Genomic DNA, 17,419 nt, shown 5'->3' on the forward strand with positions numbered 1-17,419 from the left:
GTGGCAGAATCACTTCAAAGCGGGCTTTATGTCGGCCAAGTCCGACATAGACGCTTTACGCCAATCAAACACGCCTTTAACTATCCCGTGTTTATGCCGCTGATTGATTTGGATGAGCTAAGCACACTGGCAGAGCGTGTGCGCGGCTTTCGACTCGGGAAGTGGGGGGTCGCCGCTTTTCATCACGCCGACTATTTCGCGGGGGAATCGGACACCAAAGCGGCTTGTCTCGATAAACTCTATGCGCTAACCGGTGAGCGCATTTCGGGTAAAGTCTACGCATTGTGCCAACTACGCTATTTGGGCGTGTACTTTAGCCCCGTGAACCTTTATTACATCTACGACACGGACAATCAGTGGCGGTATTTGTTGGCAGAGGTGAGTAATACCCCTTGGGGAGAGAAGCATTTTTATGCGATACCCGCGGGGAAGCGCTGGCAGCATGATAAAGCCTTCCATGTTTCGCCATTCAACCCGATTGAGCAACGGTATCACTGGCGGCTCAAACCACTGGGTGAACGTGTGCATGTGCACTTAGAAGCGCACCGAGATGATCGAGAGTTCGATGCCACTTTAGGTATGAAGCGGCGCCCCTTTACCACGAAAACCCTCAATAAACTATTGATCCGAACCCCGATCGAGACAGTAAAAGTTCTCATTGGTATTTATTGGCAGGCGCTCAAATTATGGATAAAGGGCGCACCGTTTTATCCGCACCCAGGTGCGAAGAAGGAGTAATTATGTCTGCGACGGACGTTTCTCAAACTCAACGCACGCTGACACGCAAAGAGCACTATGCTAAGCAGTTGGTTTACACATTACTGGCACATGTTAAAGATGCTTGTATCTCTTTAGTCGACGAGCAGGGGCAAACCTTACAATGTGGTGATCCACAAGCTAGCCTTCATGCCTCAGTGCTCGTCCACGATCCGCGCTTTTACACTCGCATGTTGACCGGCGGAAGTATTGCCGCCGCTGAAGCTTACGTGGATGGTTGGTGGGAATCTCCCAATCTGACCGATGTGATCCGCGTCTTTGCTCGCAACCTACCTGCCATCGATCGCATTGAAAAACACACCGGTTGGTTGGTGAATCTTGGTAATAAGCTGGCACACTGGCGAAACCGCAACGAAAAAGACACCGCACGTCGTAATATTTCAGCGCATTACGATCTGGGTAATGATCTGTACCGCCACTTTCTTGATGAGCAGATGCTCTATTCTAGCGCTATTTACACCGAGAACACTGCGGGCTTGGAAGCGGCACAAATTGAGAAAATGGACCGCCTTTGTCGGCAACTCAAGCTCAAACCATCGGATCACTTAATTGAGATTGGGTCGGGCTGGGGAGCAATGGCGATCTACGCTGCCAAAGAGTATGGTTGCCGCGTCACCACGACGACGATTTCGGAAGAGCAGTATGCTTGGGCAAAAGCTCGTATTGAACAAGCGGGCCTGCAAAACCAAATCACTTTGCTAAAAGAAGATTACCGCGATCTTGATGGTGAGTACGATAAGCTCGTTTCGATTGAAATGATCGAAGCGGTGGGTAAAGAGTATCTCGATACCTTTGTGAAAAAGTGTCAATCGTTACTCAAACCTGAGGGATTGATGGCCATTCAAGCCATCACCATTGCCGATCAGCGCTATGAACACTATAGCCGGAATGTAGACTTTATCCAAAAGCACATTTTTCCTGGTGGCTTCTTACCATCAGTGAATGTATTGCTGGATCATTTTACCGCGCAGACCGATTTTGTGATTCGTGATTTAAAAGATATTGGTATCGATTACGCCAATACACTCGCCGACTGGCATCAGCGCTTTAACCAAAACGCAGATACGCTACAAACCTTTGGCTATGATGAACGCTTTGCGCGTTTGTGGCGATACTACTTCTGCTACTGTGAGGGGGGATTCCGCGAGCGCACCATCAGCGCTGTGCAGTTGCTGTTTAGTCGCCCCGCTTGGCGTGAGGCCTAACATCATGCGCTTTGTGGTGATCTCCCTGCTTTTTAACGTGTTTTGGTTCACGGCGGCGTTGGGGCAAAGTAGCACCCAGTGGTTACTAGTCGCCATGCTTGCCGCGGCGATTTTCTATCAGCGCGATGTCCTTTGGGCGATCATCACCTTAACGCCGATAGGCCTTGTCGGTGACAATGTGTTAATCCATTTTGGCTGGCTTGCCACTGAACCTGCATCAGCGTGGATGCCGGTGTGGCTGGCGCTACTTTGGTGCGGGTTCTGCGCCTTCGTTTGGTTGTTGCGTGAGATCATTCTCACCCATTCTCTATGGGCGATGAGTTTGATTGGCGCTTTGGGTGGCGCGAGCAGTTATGTTGCTGGAGAACGGCTTGGCGCGATTGTTTTTCCGCAACCTTGGCTCACCACAAGTCTCGTTCTGGTGGCGGTATGGGCGGTGTACAGTGTGATCCTTATCCACCTCATACGTTGGCTGGTAGAAAAAACACAGCCAACGACGTTGGCCTCAGGAGGTGAGTGATGAAAGCTATTCTGCTCGTGGGCTGGCTTACCTTAATCCTCTCGTGGCCGAGTTCTGCCGAGACGGCATCTCCTACTATGGAGAATGCATGGCAATCTTGGCCTCAAGTTGGCAAGGCAACACTCACATGGGGCTGGTGGACGATCTATCGCTCCGAGTTGCGTGCGCCTGACGGAGAGTATCAACCACAACAGCCACATGCATTGGTGATTACCTATGCTCGAGATATCAGCGACAAACGGCTGATGGAAGCGACGGACGATCAGTGGCAGCACCTTGGGTTCTCTGCATCGCAACGCGCAGTGTGGCTGGAAACAATCTCGCCAGCTTGGGGCGATATCAAGGAGAACGATCGTCTCGCATTTGTGCGCACCCGGACTGGTGGCTCGTTTTATTACCAACGCGCGGACCAAAACTGGCAGCTAACACTTAACCTGACCGATACGGCATTGGCCGACGCCTTCTTGGCCATTTGGTTATCAGAAAATACCGATTACCCCGATCACCGTAAAGCATTATTAGGAGATCCAACATGATTCTACCGACGAGGCAGATCCAGCGAATTCAGTGGGCCTTGCTCGCCGTGGCTGCGCTGCTGTTGACGGCGTGTTCAGCGGACATTGAAGACTACAAAGCGCGTACCCCTGCGTTTGACTTGTTTGAGTATTTTGAAGGACACACAAAAGCATGGGGTATGGTGCAAGATTTTTCTGGTGAGCAACGTCGGCGTTTTGAGGTAGATATCATTGGCACTGTGGATGGCGATACACTGACACTCGACGAGTCCTTTGTGTATGACGACGGCGAGACCCAAACGCGTGTTTGGACGATTACCCGCCACGCAGACGGCACCTATTCAGGGACCGCCGGAGATATCGTGGGCACTGCGACAGGAGTTGTCGAAGGGAATGCGTTAAATTGGCGCTATGATTTGGTTGTGCCCGTTGGCGATAGCGAGTATCAACTGCACTTTGACGACTGGATGTTCCGACAAGATTCAGATCATTTATTTAATGTCACCTCGATGCGCAAATGGGGGGTTGAAGTGGGGAAAGTGACTCTGTTTTTCCAGCGTATCAACAAGGAGGGCTAATTAGCCCATCCCTCTGGCTAAGCCGATCGCGCGTTGCAGGATCCACCGAAGCAACTTAGGGATCGGCGTTTTCAGTTCGTTCTCGGTATAGGCGATGATCGCGAGCGCGGCATCAGGTTTGGCGTAACGCTTGAGTGCCTTGGTAATGATGCGCCTGTCATTCATGTGAGGCTGTTGGCTTGTCATGCCTGCCATATCTCGGAACAAAGGTTCATAGCCGTTGTTATACAAGAAATGTTCAATGTCTTTATCCGGCAAAACGGTAAGCCTGACGCCCTCCGGCTGATTCTCAATCTGTCCGCGCGCTGTTGCGGCATACTTCTTCCCGGCCATATCACCATCGGCGACGAGGTGCCATTCAATCCCCAAGGCTTTGGCGGTTTTGATTAATGGACGTAGGCCGCTTTGTGCAAATTCAATTAAGTGGACGCCTTCGGCAGCGAGGTCATAACCTTGCAAGCGAGCTAGCTCATTAAATAACCAAATCTCCGTCTCGCCTTCAACCAACAGCCAGCAGCGCGCAAACAAGGCACTGGGGCGATGAAAGCGGACATGAAAGGTAACGCGACGGCGTTCATCTTTACTTAACAGCTGTGAGGGGACTTGGTGGCTGCGTGTTTCGGTCGGATGGCGTACCAATCTTCGGATATGATCAAGTTGAACCCCCGCCAAAAGATCACCGCTATTGGTGGTCAGTATTTTTTGCATCGGCATCAACTGGATAAGGCGCCAAGCTTGATTCAATAAGGTGGGGTGCAGGCGACCTTCGGGATCCTCAAATACCATGATCGGTCGCGCATTGCGTTTAAGCTGCTTTGGCCCTCGCGCTCGCACAAATGCGCTTAACAGTCCCATTAAAACAAGATGACTCTGATTGGAGGTATTGTTAGCCACTGCCTCTAAGGGATGCATTTGATTATGGGTAAACGCTAACGCTCCGGGGGCATGGATGGGGTAAGGGGGACGATCGTGCTCTTGTACGGCAAAGTAATGATCTAGCAGTTGCCGCATCGCATGTAGTCCGCTCTTAATCTCTCCTTTATTAACGTGTCCGGGCATCATTAACAACCGGCGATAGGTATTATCGAGCCGTTGCTCAAGGCGAGTATTGTCTTTGGTCACTGTTTGTCCGGGCACTCGCATGCGTCTTGCATCGCGTACCCGCACCACAGGGTGGATCTGCATGAGGTGCTGTGCCAGCGCATCGCTATCGATATCTTGAATGACATCGCCTTGACTGGATAAAAACTCGCGACGTACGTGGACTTTGCTTTCTTCTGTGGTGGCGCTCAAGCGATAATCGAGAGTACGGCAACCCTCATGCTCGCCATTCCACACCGGTGTAAAGCGTCGATAGCGCCGCGCTTTATGTTCGCCAGCAAAGCTTTCTTGCCAACGCAGTACGATTTGAAATTGTTGTTCTGGGGCAATCCCTAGGGTGTGGTCAACATGAAAGTCTGAGCGTTTGAAGCTAGGACGATCACCACTAGGATGCAAAGCGATCTCTAATGCGTCGAGCAGGGAAGATTTACCCCACGCGTTTTCACCGATTAAAACGGTGAGTTCATCAACTTGTAGTGACAGGCGCTTAATGCCACGAAAGCCTGCTATTTCAATCCGGTCTAGTCTCATCGTCACCTCTCATTTACTGTATGACAGTTCTTGTTGAAAGGAAATAAATCCGGTGACGATTTTGTGCTATATCGCTGATTTATTGCTTTTATCTCATCATCTGATAGGCATTTTTTATTGGCGTTTGAAGTAGGAGTGCACTGAAAACCCTGCTAAAGTGTTAAGACTTTATAGGTCCCTACCTGCATCGCTCATCGTCAATTCTCTGCGACGTTCCGTGATGCAGATTAAGAGAAGCACTATGTTGTCGTTTGAAGCGTTACAGGTTTTAGATGCCATTGAGCGAAAAGGCAGTTTTGCCGCCGCAGCGGAGTCACTCAATCGTGCCCCATCCTCACTGAGCTACCAAGTTCAAAAGCTGGAAGATGAGCTTGGACTAGTGATCTTTGATCGGTCCGGTCACCGTGCAACATTTACCGACGCCGGCCATTTATTGGTAGAGCGCGGACGCTTATTACTGAATGCGGCCGATGAGATGATTGCCGACGCGGCGTCGTTAGCTCATGGGTGGGAGCTCGAAATTCGGCTTGCCTATGACGGTTTGTTTAAAAGTGCGTTCTTTTTCCCGCTCATTGAGCGTCTTGCCAATAAAAGCAGCACGCGTTTGAAACTGTCAGAAGAAATTCTTGCCGGATGCTGGGAATCGCTCGCGCAAGATAGAGCAGATGTGCTGATTGCGCCGATCCCAGCGTCAGTTCCTCAAGGGATTAAGGTACAACCTTTAGGTGAAATGAGTGCGTACTGGGTTGCCACGCCTGATCATCCCATTCATAAGGAATCGCGACCTGTCGACCCGGATATTCGGGCTGGTTATCGGGGAGTTGCGGTTGCCGATACTGCACGCGGCATGCAGCCGATTACTTACAATGTGTTGGAAGATCAACCACGTTTAACCGTCAGCTCGATGCATGATAAGTATCAAGCGATATTGGCAGGTCAGGGGATTGGTACTTTACCGTGGTTTTGGATCCAAGATGACTTGAAAGCGGGTCGTCTTAAGCTATTGAAGGGCAGCACACCTTTCGAGTTAAAAATGGGACTCGCGTGGAAGCGCAACCGTATGGGCAATGCGAAATCTTGGTTGGTGCGGCAAGTTCCTAAGCTGCTTGCGCCCTATTTGCAAGCCGGTGACATTCCAATTGATACGCCGTAATCGGTTTATGCATCTTGGTTTTTATGCAGTGGCAGCAGCATATCCACCACGCCGTCTGCCATCTGCACATCAATACTAAAACCGCACTTTTGTGCTAATCCAATCATGCCTCGGTTCGCCGGCATTGTCATGCCGGTAATGCGAGACAGGCCGGCCTGTTTGGCGTAATCGATGATCGCAGTCATCAAGATACTGCCAAGGCCAACGCCTTTTAAATCCGAGCGCACCAGCACGGCGAACTCGGCTTCTGTATTTTCAGGATCAGCCAGCAAACGGACCACGCCCCAAATTTCTTCTTGTCCAGAAGGAGAGGTGTAGGTCGCAACCAGTGCCATTTCTCGGTCGTAGTCAATCTGAGTGAGGTTGGCGAGGGCCTCATGGTTAAGTTCACCCACGTCAGAGAAAAAGCGACGATAAAGATCTTCCTCCGATACTTGCTCTACAAATGCTTTGTGGGTTGGCTCATCTTCGGGAAGAATAGGACGTAATAGCAATGTATTGCCATTTTTTAAGGTAACCTGTTGCTCAAGCTCTTTAGGATAGGGGCGTATCGCCAAACGTTGATGCTGACTACCGGCATAATCACGCAATTGTAGAGAGGCGTCTAATACAGTGAGCTCGTCGCCAGCGACTAACAGTGGGTGAATATCCAGTTCGTCAATTTCAGGACAATCAATGATCATCTGTGACAGTGTCACTAAAAAGCGGCATAAACTGGGCACATCAATGGAAACGGGGAAGCCGCGCTGTTTGATTTTGCCAGACTTAATCGCGCCAATCACCAAATAGCGGGCTAACGCCATATTGAGCGGCGGGATGGCCACCGCGGCATCTTTGGTTACGTCCCAGTCCGAGCCACCTTCACCCAATAAGATAATAGTGCCAAACACGGGATCATTAGTGATGGTCACTCTTAGCTCTTGCGCACCGGCGCGGGGAGCCATGGATTGAATCAATAAGCCTTGAATGCGTGCGTTTGGGAATGTCATAGAAACGCGGTCCAAAATGGCTTGTGAAGCATTCGCCACTTCAGCGGCCGTGCGCAAGTTGAGCATCACGCCTTGTACATCCGACTTATGCTGGATATCCGGCGATCTCAGTTTCACTGCAACCGGATAGCCCACTTGCTCGGCAATTTGCGCCGCTTCGACCGGATCGCTAGCCAGCCAGGTTGACATGACGTGTAAGCCATACGCTTCAAGAAGAGGGCGGACTTCATGTGTGGTGAGAGTGAGGTGCTCAATGTCTTCAGCTTGATCGATAAAGGCGCGAACCGCCGGCAAATCGTAGTCTGTTTGTCCGGTGGACGTGGGCGTTTCCATCAACTGCTTTTGGTTACGCCGGTACTCTACCAAATGCATGTAGGCGGTAACGGCGCTTTCTGGCGTACGATAGGTCGGGTAGCCCGCGTGGGTAAATGCTAATCGAGCCACGGTGGCGTCATCGCCTTCGCCTTGCCAGTTGGTGAGAATATTAAAACGCCGCGCGCGCGGATTTTCTTTGAGGGCAGCGATAATGGCTTTCGCGGTAGCCAGCCCCGGCGCCGTGACCGAGGGTGAATGCATGATAAGCAGTGCATCGGCATCATCACTCGCCAAGAGAATATCAATGGCATCTTGGTATCGTTGTGTGTCCGCATCGCCCACGATATCGATCGGGTTGGTACGCGACCAACTTGCGGGTAATACCTGATTCAACGCTTCAATAGTTTTCTCACTGAGGGACGCCAACTTACCGCCCGACTCCATCAGTGTATCGACCGCCATAACGGCAGGGCCGCCGCCATTGGTAATAATGGCCAAACGCTCGCCACGTAAAGGGACGGAGTGCGACAAGGTTTCGACCGCGGCGAATAGTTCGTGAGTGTTGTTCACGCGCAGCATCCCCGAGCGACGAATGGCGGCGTCATAGGCTGCATCGAGGCCCATATTGGTGTGGCTCAGCTGTTCCAATGCCACCGAGCCACCGCGAGTGCGGCCACTTTTTAGCACCAAAATACGTCGGTTACGTGCCGCGGCGCGAGCGGCGGAAATAAATCGTCTCGCATCACGGATTGAGTCCACATAAAGCAAAATGGCATCGGTTTTACTGTCGCGACACAGATAATCCAATAATTCTGGAAAATCGATGTCACAGGCTTCGCCGAGTGAAATAAAGGTCGAGAAGCCGATTCGCTTATTTTTGGCCCAGTCTAAAATTGTGGTGCAGACAGCGGCGGATTGAGAAATAAAGGCAATGTTTCCTTTATTGGCAGACACAGGCGCAAATGACGCATTCAAATTGAGCCAAGGCAGAATCATCCCCAAACTGTTCGGTCCAAGCACCCGCATGGTATAGCGCGCCGCAATTGCCTGCATATGTGAAAAGTGACTTTCGCCTTGCTCATTAAATTGCCCGCGCATGCCCGCTGCTAGCACGATCACTAATTTGACGCCACGTTCGCCCAGCTGTTCGATGAGACTGAGATTGTGCTCGCCGCGGGTACACAGGATGGCTAAGTCAGGCACTAATGGCAGTGCTTCGATGGTTTTGTAGGCCAGTATTCCCGCAACCGCCTGATATTTCGGCGTGACGGGCATGATTGGGCCTTGAAATCCCCCCGATTGCAGGTTGCGAGTCACCACATACCCAGCGCGGTTAGCTTGGTCTGAGGCACCAACAACCGCGATTGATTTGGGCTTAAGTAACTGATCAATCCCTGACATAACGCTCCTCCTTTGCGTGGCATGATAAGCCGAGAAACAGGATAGATTGTCAGCCAGTGTATCTATTCGTGCTTGAATTCAGCGGTTTTTTTTAACGCAATGTGATCTGTGCGGAGCAGAATTTATTCAACACGATACACTGAAAAACAGGCAGGGGTGGCCATCTGTGAGCTGCAGCCGAAACCTTACGCCGCCACCTAAGTTTTTATTGAATGGTTGTTAGGTCGGGGGCACAATGACACAAACTTGGATAACTGACAGAATTGCAATGAAAAAATTGGCCTTATTGGCTGTTGCCGCGCTCTTGACGGGATGCAGCGGTGGCGGCGTCACTACCGAAATCTATAGTCAGACCATTGAGTCGACCGATACCCGTGCGACCGAACAGCCAGAGATGGCGAAAGCGGAGCCGATGCCACAAGCTCAGCCAAAACCTGCGCCTAAAAAGCAAACGGTAAAACCAGCGAAACAAGGGCCGGGCTATACCATTCAAGTTGTAGCACTGAGTCACGATCGTGGATTTAGCGATTACGCTAAACGCCTACCCAGTGATCAGCCGCTTTGGAGTAATAAAAAAATGGTCGATGGTTTGCCTTGGTACACCTTGCTCTATGGCGAGTACCCAACCCGAGATGCGGCCAAGCAAGCGATTCAGGCGCTTCCACAAACAGTGCGCCAATATGGCCCATTTGTTCGCTCCATTGCGGATATCAAACGCTCGTCCAACCCACAAATGGTGCGCGTTAACTAAGCGCGGCCCATTTGCTGAACCGGCCGGCGATTTGCCGGCTTTTTTGTGTGTGGTGGGTGACGCACAGCTGAGCGCCTGGTGTGCCGTACTCACTTGTATAATTGACAAGCAATTGACTATCAAAGCGGGCATAAAGATTGTTTGGATAATGAAAGCTAGCGAACAATTGTCTACTATGGCTTAAAAGTCAGCAAAATACGTGCATGACACGTCTTGTGAGAAAATGATGAGTAAAATAAACCTTCTTTTGCTGTGTGGTGGCGGTGGCGCTGAACATGCGATTTCTTTGATTTCGGCTCAGTATCTTGAGTCACAACTGGCAAAACTGCCGCGAGTGAAAGTCCATAAAGTGGAAATGACCGATCAAGGTTGGCATTTAGCGGATGGCATGCGCTGCCACTTGGATACCGATGGCATGCTGTGTAGCAAGGTAGAACACACCCAAATCCATTATGTGGTGCCTTGTATTCACGGCTTTCCCGGTGAGACAGGCGATATTCAATCATTATTAGAAATTACAGGCTTGCCTTATCTCGGTTGCGGACCTGAAGCGAGCCGAGTGTGCTTTAATAAAATCACCTCCAAGCTATGGTTTGACGCCCTTGGGATTCCGAATACACCTTACGTCTTTTTAACCGATCAAAGCCCAAGTAGCTTGGCTCGGGCACGCACTTTTTATGACGAGCAAGGGGCGGTTTTTGTAAAAGCGGCAAGCCAAGGCTCCAGCGTGGGCTGCTACCGTGTGGCGAAAGACGATGAGCTAGAAGCGCGAATTGCAGATGCGTTTACGTTTTCAGACCAAGTGCTTATCGAGAAAGCGATCAAACCACGTGAGCTTGAAGTCGCCGCGTTCCACATGGGAGAGGATGTAATTGTCACACCGCCGGGCGAAATCAGCTGCCCAGAGAACACCTTCTACACCTACGAGGAAAAGTACAGCGACGGGAGCCATAGCAATACGCATATTGAAGCGGCGAACCTCACGGATCAACAAATAGAGGCGATTCAACAGTATGCGCGTCAAGCATTTGTGCACCTACGCTTAAAAGATTTGTCTCGTATCGACTTCTTTTTGAGTGACGACAATCAAATCTTACTGAATGAAATCAATACTTTCCCAGGAATGACCCCGATTTCGATGTTCCCCAAATTGGTAGAGCATCATGGTTATTCTTTCCACGAATATCTCGCCCAGTGTATTAGCAAAGCAACAGGGAAACGGGTAATTTAGGCGCTACTCTGTAGGCTTTTTATGTCGGTAACGTGCCTTGGCTTGCTCACTGGCTTCGCGGTTGCCGACATATTGCGCCGGCATAGCCGGACTTTTCCAGCGGCCTAGATGTTGGATTTGCTTGATACTTAACCCTTGCTTTGCCAGAGCTTTACTTGCCCCTACGCGTGGTGATTGTCCAGAGAACATCACTGATTCCCCTAACACATCACTGGCGCGGCGAAAAACGCGATAAATTGAAGAGGGGTCTAACGGTGTGTCGCCTAAGTGACCATGCTTGTTAATTCGTCGCAGTAGGGGGCCTTGATGGATCCCACTGTACTCGAGCCAAGTGGCGAGCGTCATTGCCGTTTTTTCAGAGAGCACAACCCGTTGCTCTCCAATCATCACATAGGCCTTTTCGCCGTCATACATAACATCTTCTGCGGCGAGTGCGGCGAGTTCACTGCGTTTGAGTAAGCCCTCATAACACAATGACCAAATTAAAAGATCGCGAATATCGCGCAGTCGCTTGCTTGATTGGAACTGCTCTCGAAGTGCTGACAGGTGTCTTTTTTTAAATGGTGCGGCCTCTTTTGCCTCTGGGAGTTTCGCAGCAAGCAACCGCGCCATGGCATATTTCACTTCGCGATGCTTACTCGGATCTCGCTGACGGTGTAAGCGATGCACCAAGCCCACAGTAACAATGATTCGGCGGATCGCCGATACTTTTCGCTGCTGAGAGGTGAGTTCAGCAAATCGACGCAGTGTTGTCACCGCGCAGGGTAACGCCGTGACATGTTGGCTTTGGCAAAAAGAAACAAAAACTTGCCAGTCATTTCGATAGCTTAGTAGAGAGTTTCGACTGTACCGAGATTCTGTCACACCATTCCAATCCTCAACGGAGAGTATGCCCTGGTTAAATTTTTGAATACTCGCACTTAAGTTCTTGTCATCAATGGGATTAATCTTTTTCATAGCGCACTATAACTTTATTGCTATACGAATATAATAACAGCAACCAAAGAATAAAACTTGAAACATATCGCACTTTGTCTAACCACCTGTCTTTCCAAGACTGAAAATTAGTGAAAATCCTCGAACTCAACGTGATAATAGTCTAAAAATTTAGTAGGTTCGTAACTCATAATAGGTAGATTACTATTGTGGGAACGGCATCAGGAGGAAACTATGACCCAACGCCTTTTTCACCGTGGCTACACCATTGAGAAAGTAGAAGGCTCTGGTGATATCCAAGAGGTGTATCGTGCACGGCTAGGCGGTAAAGTTGTGTCTGGCAGCTTGACTGGTGTCAAAAAGTCGATTGAATGGTGGGTCGATACCAGCATGGTCACTGATCCTGCCGAGTTTGATGCGCTTGCTCGTAAACAAACCCGCCAAGTCGAAGAGTACAAAGGGTTTCGCCTGATGAATGACGATCCCGAGAAAGACGAAAAGGGCTGGTACATGATGGTTCGGGGAAACCTGATGAAAGGAACCTTACCCGCCCTCAAACTTTATATTGATCGCAACGGCGAAAAACTGCGCGCCTAATACACTCAATGTATACCAACCAATAAGATGAGCGGCTTTATCTGCAAAGCCGCTTTTTGTTTTGGTATAGTCTCACCAAGGTTTTCACATTACGTATACACCATGTCTGATAACAACCGATTAGTTTATTCTACCGAAACCGGCCGCATCAAAGAGGCAACGGAAAAGCCAGTTCGCCCAAGGGGAGATGGCATCGTTCGTATTCAGCGCCAAACAAAAGGGCGTAAAGGGAAGGGCGTTAGCTTAGTAACAGGGCTGGATCTTGAAGACGCGGCGTTAAAACTACTCGCCGCCGAGCTTAAAAAAGTATGCGGCTGTGGTGGCGCGATTAAAGACGGCGTTATCGAAATCCAAGGGGATAAACGCGATCAAATCAAAGCCCATCTTGAGAAAAAAGGCCACACCGTCAAACTCGCCGGTGGATAAAAAACGGGCAGCGCATGCTGCCCATTGTCTATGATTTGCCATAATGGATGCTGACTAAGGATTACTCTCCGGATCAATCAACACGTCAAAGCGCTCGTTACCGTGAAGTGATTCAAAGTCAGCCTCTTCACGAGCCGCTTCACGCAGAGAAGCGCTTTCCGCCACGGCGACTTCCAAGTCAGATATCGCTTGCTCTTCCGCACCAAGACGCGCATAAGCACAAGCACGCTGGAAGAGGGCGTTGGCATTTTTGTCATCCACTTCTAAAACACGGTTACTGATACTCAACGCCCAATGGTATTCACCCATTTCCATCGCGGCATCCGCTTTATGAGTGAGGGCTTCTAGATCACCAGGGCGAATTTTTAAAATCTCATTGTAGATTTCCATCCGTTGTTCTGGCGTTTGTGAATGCTGTGCGCGTAACCAAAGGTTATGGATCTCATTAATCCGTTCAATTTCTTTGTTATTCTCGGCGATGATACGTGTTTTGCGTTTCAAATCGCGCTCTAACGCTTGGAACTTTCGCTCATATTGTTCAGCAATTTCCGATAACTGTTGGTCAGCGAGTTCTTTGGTGTTGTTCTTAATATCACGCAACGATTGCCAACCAACCAGTGCGATCAATGATGCAGCGCCCGCAATCAAATAGAAAAAGTAGGTGACGGTGACATTGGCATAGTTAAGTGATTTGTCCGCCACGTCTAATTCACGGTCGGTAATCTCAACCACCATACGCTTTTCAAGGGCTTGGAAGTCTGTTCTGAGATTACGAATCTCATCCAAAACATAGCGTTCCATCAATGGCTTGTCATAAATACTTTGTTCCGCATACGACTTAGGTTGTGCGGAGGCTTGTTTGGCTTCGCCTTCATCCTCGGCAGACACACTGAAGCTGGTCAATGCGACTAACAGCCAAGCCACTATTTGAACTCTCATTTTTTCCCTTATTTAACGGTTCGCGTACAAACTAGCAAAACTGTAGCAAACCTTGCAGCACCTAAAAAGGTCAACAGGCGGAAACTGCTGAGATAACACTAAATATACCCATAAAAGATCATCATTTAGCTTATCACTGCGAGATTGAAGCACCTTAGGTCAAGCGAAGCATTTGAACTGAGTGGATTAAAGAAAGTGGTGATTAGCTATTTTATGGTAAATATACGATTACGTTGAATAGTCGCGTTAACACAGTGAAGGGGACAAAACGTATCGACGAGGAATTCAGGCGCTTGTCTTATCGATGCCAATCTTCATCTGACGGATATATTATTTAACATAAGATAGATAATGCGCACTTATGTATAAGGGCAAAGTTGTAATGTCACTCTACAGCAAAGTTAAAATGTCTCCTTAAATCAATCTTTGACTTAGCAGTGCCCGGCCTGAGCAATTTAAAATGGCGACACATCCGCGTCTCTCTAATACGTTCAGTCTTAATTGCACTAGCATAATCGATGTTGTCGAGCGCGCCAANATTTGAACTGAGTCGATTAAAGAAAGTGGTGATTAGCTATTTTATGGTAAATATACGATTGCGTTGAATAGTCGCGTTAACACAGTGAAGGGGACAAAACGTATCGACGAGGAATTCAGGCGCTTGTCTTATCGATGCCAATCTTCATCTGACGGATATATTATTTAACATAAGATAGATAATGCGCACTTATGTATAAGGGCAAAGTTGTAATGTCACTCTACAGCAAAGTTAAAATGTCTCCTTAAATCAATCTTTGACTTAGCAGTGCCCGGCCTGAGCAATTTAAAATGGCGACACATCCGCGTCTCTCTAATACGTTCAGTCTTAATTGCACTAGCATAATCGATGTTGTCGAGCGCGCCAATTGATCATTCTTGAGGTTTTCTATAGGGTTTAGACAAACACCGTCTATTTTGGGTTTATTCATGATTAAAACCGCATTGGTTGGCTTCGGCTTTTCTGCCAACACATTCCATCTTCCTTTTCTTAATGCGATGCCGCAGTTTGATATTACGGCTGTTGTCTCCAGTAAGCCCGAGAACGTCACGCAACATTTACCCCAAGCGACATGCTACGCAGATATCAATACACTGCTTGAGCATGAAAGTCCTGATTTGGTCGTCATTACCACACCCAATCATCTGCATTATGAGCACGCACGCCAATCACTCGAAGCCGGTTGCCATGTTCTGGTGGAAAAGCCATTTGTCACGCGCAGTGAAGACGGTCTTGCTCTGGCAAAATTGGCGGATGAAAAAGGCCTAATCCTCTGTCCTTACCATAATCGCCGTTGGGATGGCGACTTTCTGACTCTCCAATCACTGATAGAAAACAATGAGCTTGGTGATATTAAAGTCATGCATTCAAGCTTTAACCGCTATCGCCCAGAAGTAAGGCAACGTTGGCGAGAGCTGCCTGGCGAAGGCGCTGGTATTCTTTTCGATTTGGGTTCGCACCTGATTGACCAAACACTAACCCTGCTCGGAGACCCAGACGCTATTTCAGCTCAGTGTCGCGCTTTACGCCCAGGGAGCCAAACAACGGACTATTTTCAGCTCACGTTGCATTACCCAGATAGCGAAGTGATATTGAACTCTAGCCCATATCGGTCAGGCACCACAGAGCGCTTTACGGTACACGGCGAAAAGGCAACCTTCTCTTGCAACGGGTTAGATATTCAAGAAGATCAACTGCGTGCAGCCATGTCCATATTGGACAAAAACTTTGGGACTCAGTCGCATGAAGCAACGCTAGAGAAAGGTGACAGCGTCACTAAAATGACTTGTCCATTACATACTGGCCAATACCAGCAACTTTTTACTTTACTGGCAGAGTCGATCACACATCAACGCCCTTCTCCGGTGAGCGCCGAATCAGCGACTAAGGTAATTTACGCGATTGAACTTGCTCAACGTGCATCGGAAACCGGCAGCCGCCAGACATGGCAATATTCGCTATAAAGGATATCTCCACTACCAATCGCCCCAAGAGTTATAACCGCTTGGGGCACCGCACTTTCTGCCCACCACATCTAAACACCGCATGGTGTGATACCTGTTGTCTTGGCTACTGAGATATCTTTGACCACCAGATAGTACGTTGAATTTTTGATTAACATATAAAGTTATAGTGCATTAAGGGAGTAAAATAAAGCCCGAACTCATATCGGGCTGGACGGCATCAAAAGAACCACTGGTAACCAATCATCATTAACAGCACCCAAAAAACTGATAATCGCCATTTAATGAGCGCCACTAACCCAACGGCTATCGGGATTAAATCAGTCCACTGGCTATACGCCGATACCCATACGGGTTGATAAAGCGCTGCCGCTAAGAGTCCGACAACACTGGCATTAATCATGATAATAGCCCCCGCCAATCTAGGCTGCGATTTAACGGCCTCCCACACGGGCAATACACCAAACATCAATAACGCACCGGGTAAAAAGATTGCGACTGTGGCGATAAGACTTCCCCATATTGGCGATAGCCCTTCAACCGTCGCACCAAGATAGCTGGCCATGGTAAACATCGGACCTGGCACTAATTGTGCGGCGGCGTAGCCTTCAATCAATGCAGAGTCTGTGACAACGTCACCCACAATGGGCTCTAACAACGGCAGCACCACATGGCCGCCGCCAAATACAAAACTTCCCGCTTGGTAGAACAGGTTGAATACTTGTACCGGCAGGACACTATTGAAAAGCCAAGGAACCGTGAGTAAGAATACAAAAAGGCTGAGAATGATCCCGCTGCGCCGTTGCGCGTGCACTATCGATATCGAAGTAGCCTGAACAGCGGTTAGTTTAAAGCCAACGGCACCGATCACGCCAGCGAGTAAAATGGGGAGTACTTGATAAACAACGCCAGACGGCGACACTAGTAGCCATACCGTGGTGACAATTGCAATCACCGCTGTAGTGAACGAATGAATGAATTTTCGCCCCATCGATATTGTCGCGTCAATCACCACAACCACAGCCAATAACTTAGCCGCACTAATCAGCGTGCTTACCCAACCCGCCGTATCATTGCTACTGCTAAACATCGCTGCTGCGGTTAATAAAGCGAAAGAAGGTAGCGTAAACGCGACAAATGCCCCCAATGCTCCCAAATAGCCACCGCGCTGATAGCCAATATACATACCAAGCTGACTACTGCCTGGTCCTGGCAAAAACTGACTGATCGCCAAACCTGACGCAAATGCCTCTGCACTCAGCCACTGCTTCTCTTTCACAAAAACGCGCTCGAAATAGCCGATATGTGCCGCAGGGCCACCAAATGACATACAGCCTAAGATAAAAAACTGCTTGAGTAATTCGATCATGTCCACCTCCAGCCTGAATTCTATCCATGTTAGCCCATGAATATAAACAGATAACATCGATTCATTAAATGAATGAAATTAATA

Annotated in this window: 16 protein-coding genes; 11 read left to right on the forward strand and 5 right to left on the reverse strand. The window is 49.1% G+C overall.

Annotated elements, in window-relative coordinates:
* The 5 genes from BZG82_RS10460 to BZG82_RS10480 are packed head-to-tail and all read left to right on the forward strand — an operon-like array spanning position 1 to position 3,595.
* Positions 1 to 738 carry a DUF1365 domain-containing protein gene (locus tag BZG82_RS10460; protein ID WP_077662539.1) on the forward strand — a complete coding sequence of 246 codons (738 nt, stop codon included), beginning with the start codon at positions 1 to 3 and terminating at the stop codon, positions 736 to 738.
* A gap of 2 nt (positions 739 to 740) precedes the next feature.
* Positions 741 to 1,982 (forward strand): SAM-dependent methyltransferase, encoded by a 1,242-nt coding sequence (locus BZG82_RS10465; protein WP_077662430.1) that lies wholly within the window; start codon positions 741 to 743, stop codon positions 1,980 to 1,982.
* Positions 1,983 to 1,986: 4 nt separating this feature from the next.
* Entirely contained in the window at positions 1,987 to 2,502 is a 516-nt protein-coding gene (locus BZG82_RS10470) for a DUF2878 domain-containing protein (RefSeq protein ID WP_158011466.1), read from the forward strand.
* The gene (locus BZG82_RS10475) at positions 2,502 to 3,038 is read left to right on the forward strand and encodes a hypothetical protein (protein WP_077481242.1); all 537 of its coding nucleotides are present in this window, start codon (positions 2,502 to 2,504) and stop codon (positions 3,036 to 3,038) included. Before BZG82_RS10470 ends, BZG82_RS10475 begins: the two co-directional genes overlap by 1 nt.
* Positions 3,035 to 3,595, forward strand: coding sequence for a DUF3833 domain-containing protein (locus BZG82_RS10480; RefSeq protein WP_077481240.1), 561 nt, complete (start codon positions 3,035 to 3,037; stop codon positions 3,593 to 3,595). Before BZG82_RS10475 ends, BZG82_RS10480 begins: the two co-directional genes overlap by 4 nt.
* Here BZG82_RS10480 and BZG82_RS10485 read toward each other — a convergent pair whose 3' ends face one another.
* Entirely contained in the window at positions 3,596 to 5,227 is a 1,632-nt protein-coding gene (locus BZG82_RS10485) for a DUF2813 domain-containing protein (RefSeq protein WP_077481238.1), read from the reverse strand.
* Between the two features lie 241 nt (positions 5,228 to 5,468).
* On the opposite strand from BZG82_RS10485, the gene BZG82_RS10490 reads away from it, so the two are divergent.
* A complete protein-coding gene (locus BZG82_RS10490) occupies positions 5,469 to 6,380 on the forward strand; it encodes a LysR family transcriptional regulator (protein WP_077481236.1) in 912 nt (303 codons plus the stop codon).
* A 5-nt stretch (positions 6,381 to 6,385) separates the two neighbouring features.
* On the opposite strand, the gene BZG82_RS10495 is transcribed toward BZG82_RS10490, so the two are convergent.
* The gene (locus BZG82_RS10495) at positions 6,386 to 9,085 is read right to left on the reverse strand and encodes a bifunctional acetate--CoA ligase family protein/GNAT family N-acetyltransferase (protein ID WP_077662431.1); all 2,700 of its coding nucleotides are present in this window, start codon (positions 9,083 to 9,085) and stop codon (positions 6,386 to 6,388) included.
* Positions 9,086 to 9,353: 268 nt separating this feature from the next.
* Between BZG82_RS10495 and BZG82_RS10500 the strand changes: the two genes are divergently transcribed.
* Together BZG82_RS10500 and BZG82_RS10505 are read left to right on the forward strand one after the other, a co-directional pair.
* Complete coding sequence (locus BZG82_RS10500) at positions 9,354 to 9,836, forward strand: SPOR domain-containing protein (protein ID WP_069586462.1); 483 nt, start codon at positions 9,354 to 9,356, stop codon at positions 9,834 to 9,836.
* Positions 9,837 to 10,062: 226 nt separating this feature from the next.
* Complete coding sequence (locus BZG82_RS10505; protein ID WP_077481231.1) at positions 10,063 to 11,067, forward strand: D-alanine--D-alanine ligase; 1,005 nt, start codon at positions 10,063 to 10,065, stop codon at positions 11,065 to 11,067.
* Positions 11,068 to 11,070: 3 nt separating this feature from the next.
* Here the strand turns inward: BZG82_RS10505 and BZG82_RS10510 are convergent, their stop codons facing one another.
* Positions 11,071 to 12,024, reverse strand: coding sequence for a tyrosine-type recombinase/integrase (locus tag BZG82_RS10510; RefSeq protein ID WP_077662433.1), 954 nt, complete (start codon positions 12,022 to 12,024; stop codon positions 11,071 to 11,073).
* Positions 12,025 to 12,237: 213 nt separating this feature from the next.
* Between BZG82_RS10510 and BZG82_RS10515 the strand changes: the two genes are divergently transcribed.
* Positions 12,238 to 12,600, forward strand: coding sequence for a DUF3319 domain-containing protein (locus BZG82_RS10515; RefSeq protein WP_077481227.1), 363 nt, complete (start codon positions 12,238 to 12,240; stop codon positions 12,598 to 12,600).
* Between the two features lie 102 nt (positions 12,601 to 12,702).
* Entirely contained in the window at positions 12,703 to 13,026 is a 324-nt protein-coding gene (yciH, locus tag BZG82_RS10520; protein ID WP_077481225.1) for a stress response translation initiation inhibitor YciH, read from the forward strand.
* 54 nt (positions 13,027 to 13,080) lie between these two features.
* Here the strand turns inward: yciH and BZG82_RS10525 are convergent, their stop codons facing one another.
* Positions 13,081 to 13,965 carry a TPR end-of-group domain-containing protein gene (locus BZG82_RS10525; protein WP_077481223.1) on the reverse strand — a complete coding sequence of 295 codons (885 nt, stop codon included), beginning with the start codon at positions 13,963 to 13,965 and terminating at the stop codon, positions 13,081 to 13,083.
* 966 nt (positions 13,966 to 14,931) lie between these two features.
* On the opposite strand from BZG82_RS10525, the gene BZG82_RS10530 reads away from it, so the two are divergent.
* On the forward strand, positions 14,932 to 15,966 hold the full coding sequence (locus tag BZG82_RS10530; protein WP_077765810.1) for a Gfo/Idh/MocA family oxidoreductase: 1,035 nt from the start codon (positions 14,932 to 14,934) through the stop codon (positions 15,964 to 15,966).
* Positions 15,967 to 16,186: 220 nt separating this feature from the next.
* On the opposite strand, the gene chrA is transcribed toward BZG82_RS10530, so the two are convergent.
* Complete coding sequence (chrA, locus tag BZG82_RS10535; protein ID WP_077765811.1) at positions 16,187 to 17,335, reverse strand: chromate efflux transporter; 1,149 nt, start codon at positions 17,333 to 17,335, stop codon at positions 16,187 to 16,189.
* Positions 17,336 to 17,419: the final 84 nt, after the last annotated feature.

Origin of the sequence: Salinivibrio sp. PR5 (assembly GCF_001996085.1) — a bacterium.
In the GTDB taxonomy this organism is placed as follows: Bacteria; Pseudomonadota; Gammaproteobacteria; order Enterobacterales; family Vibrionaceae; genus Salinivibrio; species Salinivibrio proteolyticus.

What these genes read in the sequence shown, in the direction of transcription:
- BZG82_RS10465 (WP_077662430.1), top strand. Translation starts at nt 741, where the DNA reads ATGTCTGCGACGGACGTTTCTCAAACTCAACGCACGCTGACACGCAAA.
- BZG82_RS10470 (WP_158011466.1), top strand. Translation starts at nt 1,987, where the DNA reads ATGCGCTTTGTGGTGATCTCCCTGCTTTTTAACGTGTTTTGGTTCACG.
- BZG82_RS10475 (WP_077481242.1), top strand. Translation starts at nt 2,502, where the DNA reads ATGAAAGCTATTCTGCTCGTGGGCTGGCTTACCTTAATCCTCTCGTGG.
- BZG82_RS10480 (WP_077481240.1), top strand. Translation starts at nt 3,035, where the DNA reads ATGATTCTACCGACGAGGCAGATCCAGCGAATTCAGTGGGCCTTGCTC.
- BZG82_RS10485 (WP_077481238.1), bottom strand. Translation starts at nt 5,227, where the DNA reads ATGAGACTAGACCGGATTGAAATAGCAGGCTTTCGTGGCATTAAGCGC.
- BZG82_RS10490 (WP_077481236.1), top strand. Translation starts at nt 5,469, where the DNA reads ATGTTGTCGTTTGAAGCGTTACAGGTTTTAGATGCCATTGAGCGAAAA.
- BZG82_RS10495 (WP_077662431.1), bottom strand. Translation starts at nt 9,085, where the DNA reads ATGTCAGGGATTGATCAGTTACTTAAGCCCAAATCAATCGCGGTTGTT.
- BZG82_RS10500 (WP_069586462.1), top strand. Translation starts at nt 9,354, where the DNA reads ATGAAAAAATTGGCCTTATTGGCTGTTGCCGCGCTCTTGACGGGATGC.
- BZG82_RS10505 (WP_077481231.1), top strand. Translation starts at nt 10,063, where the DNA reads ATGAGTAAAATAAACCTTCTTTTGCTGTGTGGTGGCGGTGGCGCTGAA.
- BZG82_RS10510 (WP_077662433.1), bottom strand. Translation starts at nt 12,024, where the DNA reads ATGAAAAAGATTAATCCCATTGATGACAAGAACTTAAGTGCGAGTATT.
- BZG82_RS10515 (WP_077481227.1), top strand. Translation starts at nt 12,238, where the DNA reads ATGACCCAACGCCTTTTTCACCGTGGCTACACCATTGAGAAAGTAGAA.
- yciH (WP_077481225.1), top strand. Translation starts at nt 12,703, where the DNA reads ATGTCTGATAACAACCGATTAGTTTATTCTACCGAAACCGGCCGCATC.
- BZG82_RS10525 (WP_077481223.1), bottom strand. Translation starts at nt 13,965, where the DNA reads ATGAGAGTTCAAATAGTGGCTTGGCTGTTAGTCGCATTGACCAGCTTC.
- BZG82_RS10530 (WP_077765810.1), top strand. Translation starts at nt 14,932, where the DNA reads ATGATTAAAACCGCATTGGTTGGCTTCGGCTTTTCTGCCAACACATTC.
- chrA (WP_077765811.1), bottom strand. Translation starts at nt 17,335, where the DNA reads ATGATCGAATTACTCAAGCAGTTTTTTATCTTAGGCTGTATGTCATTT.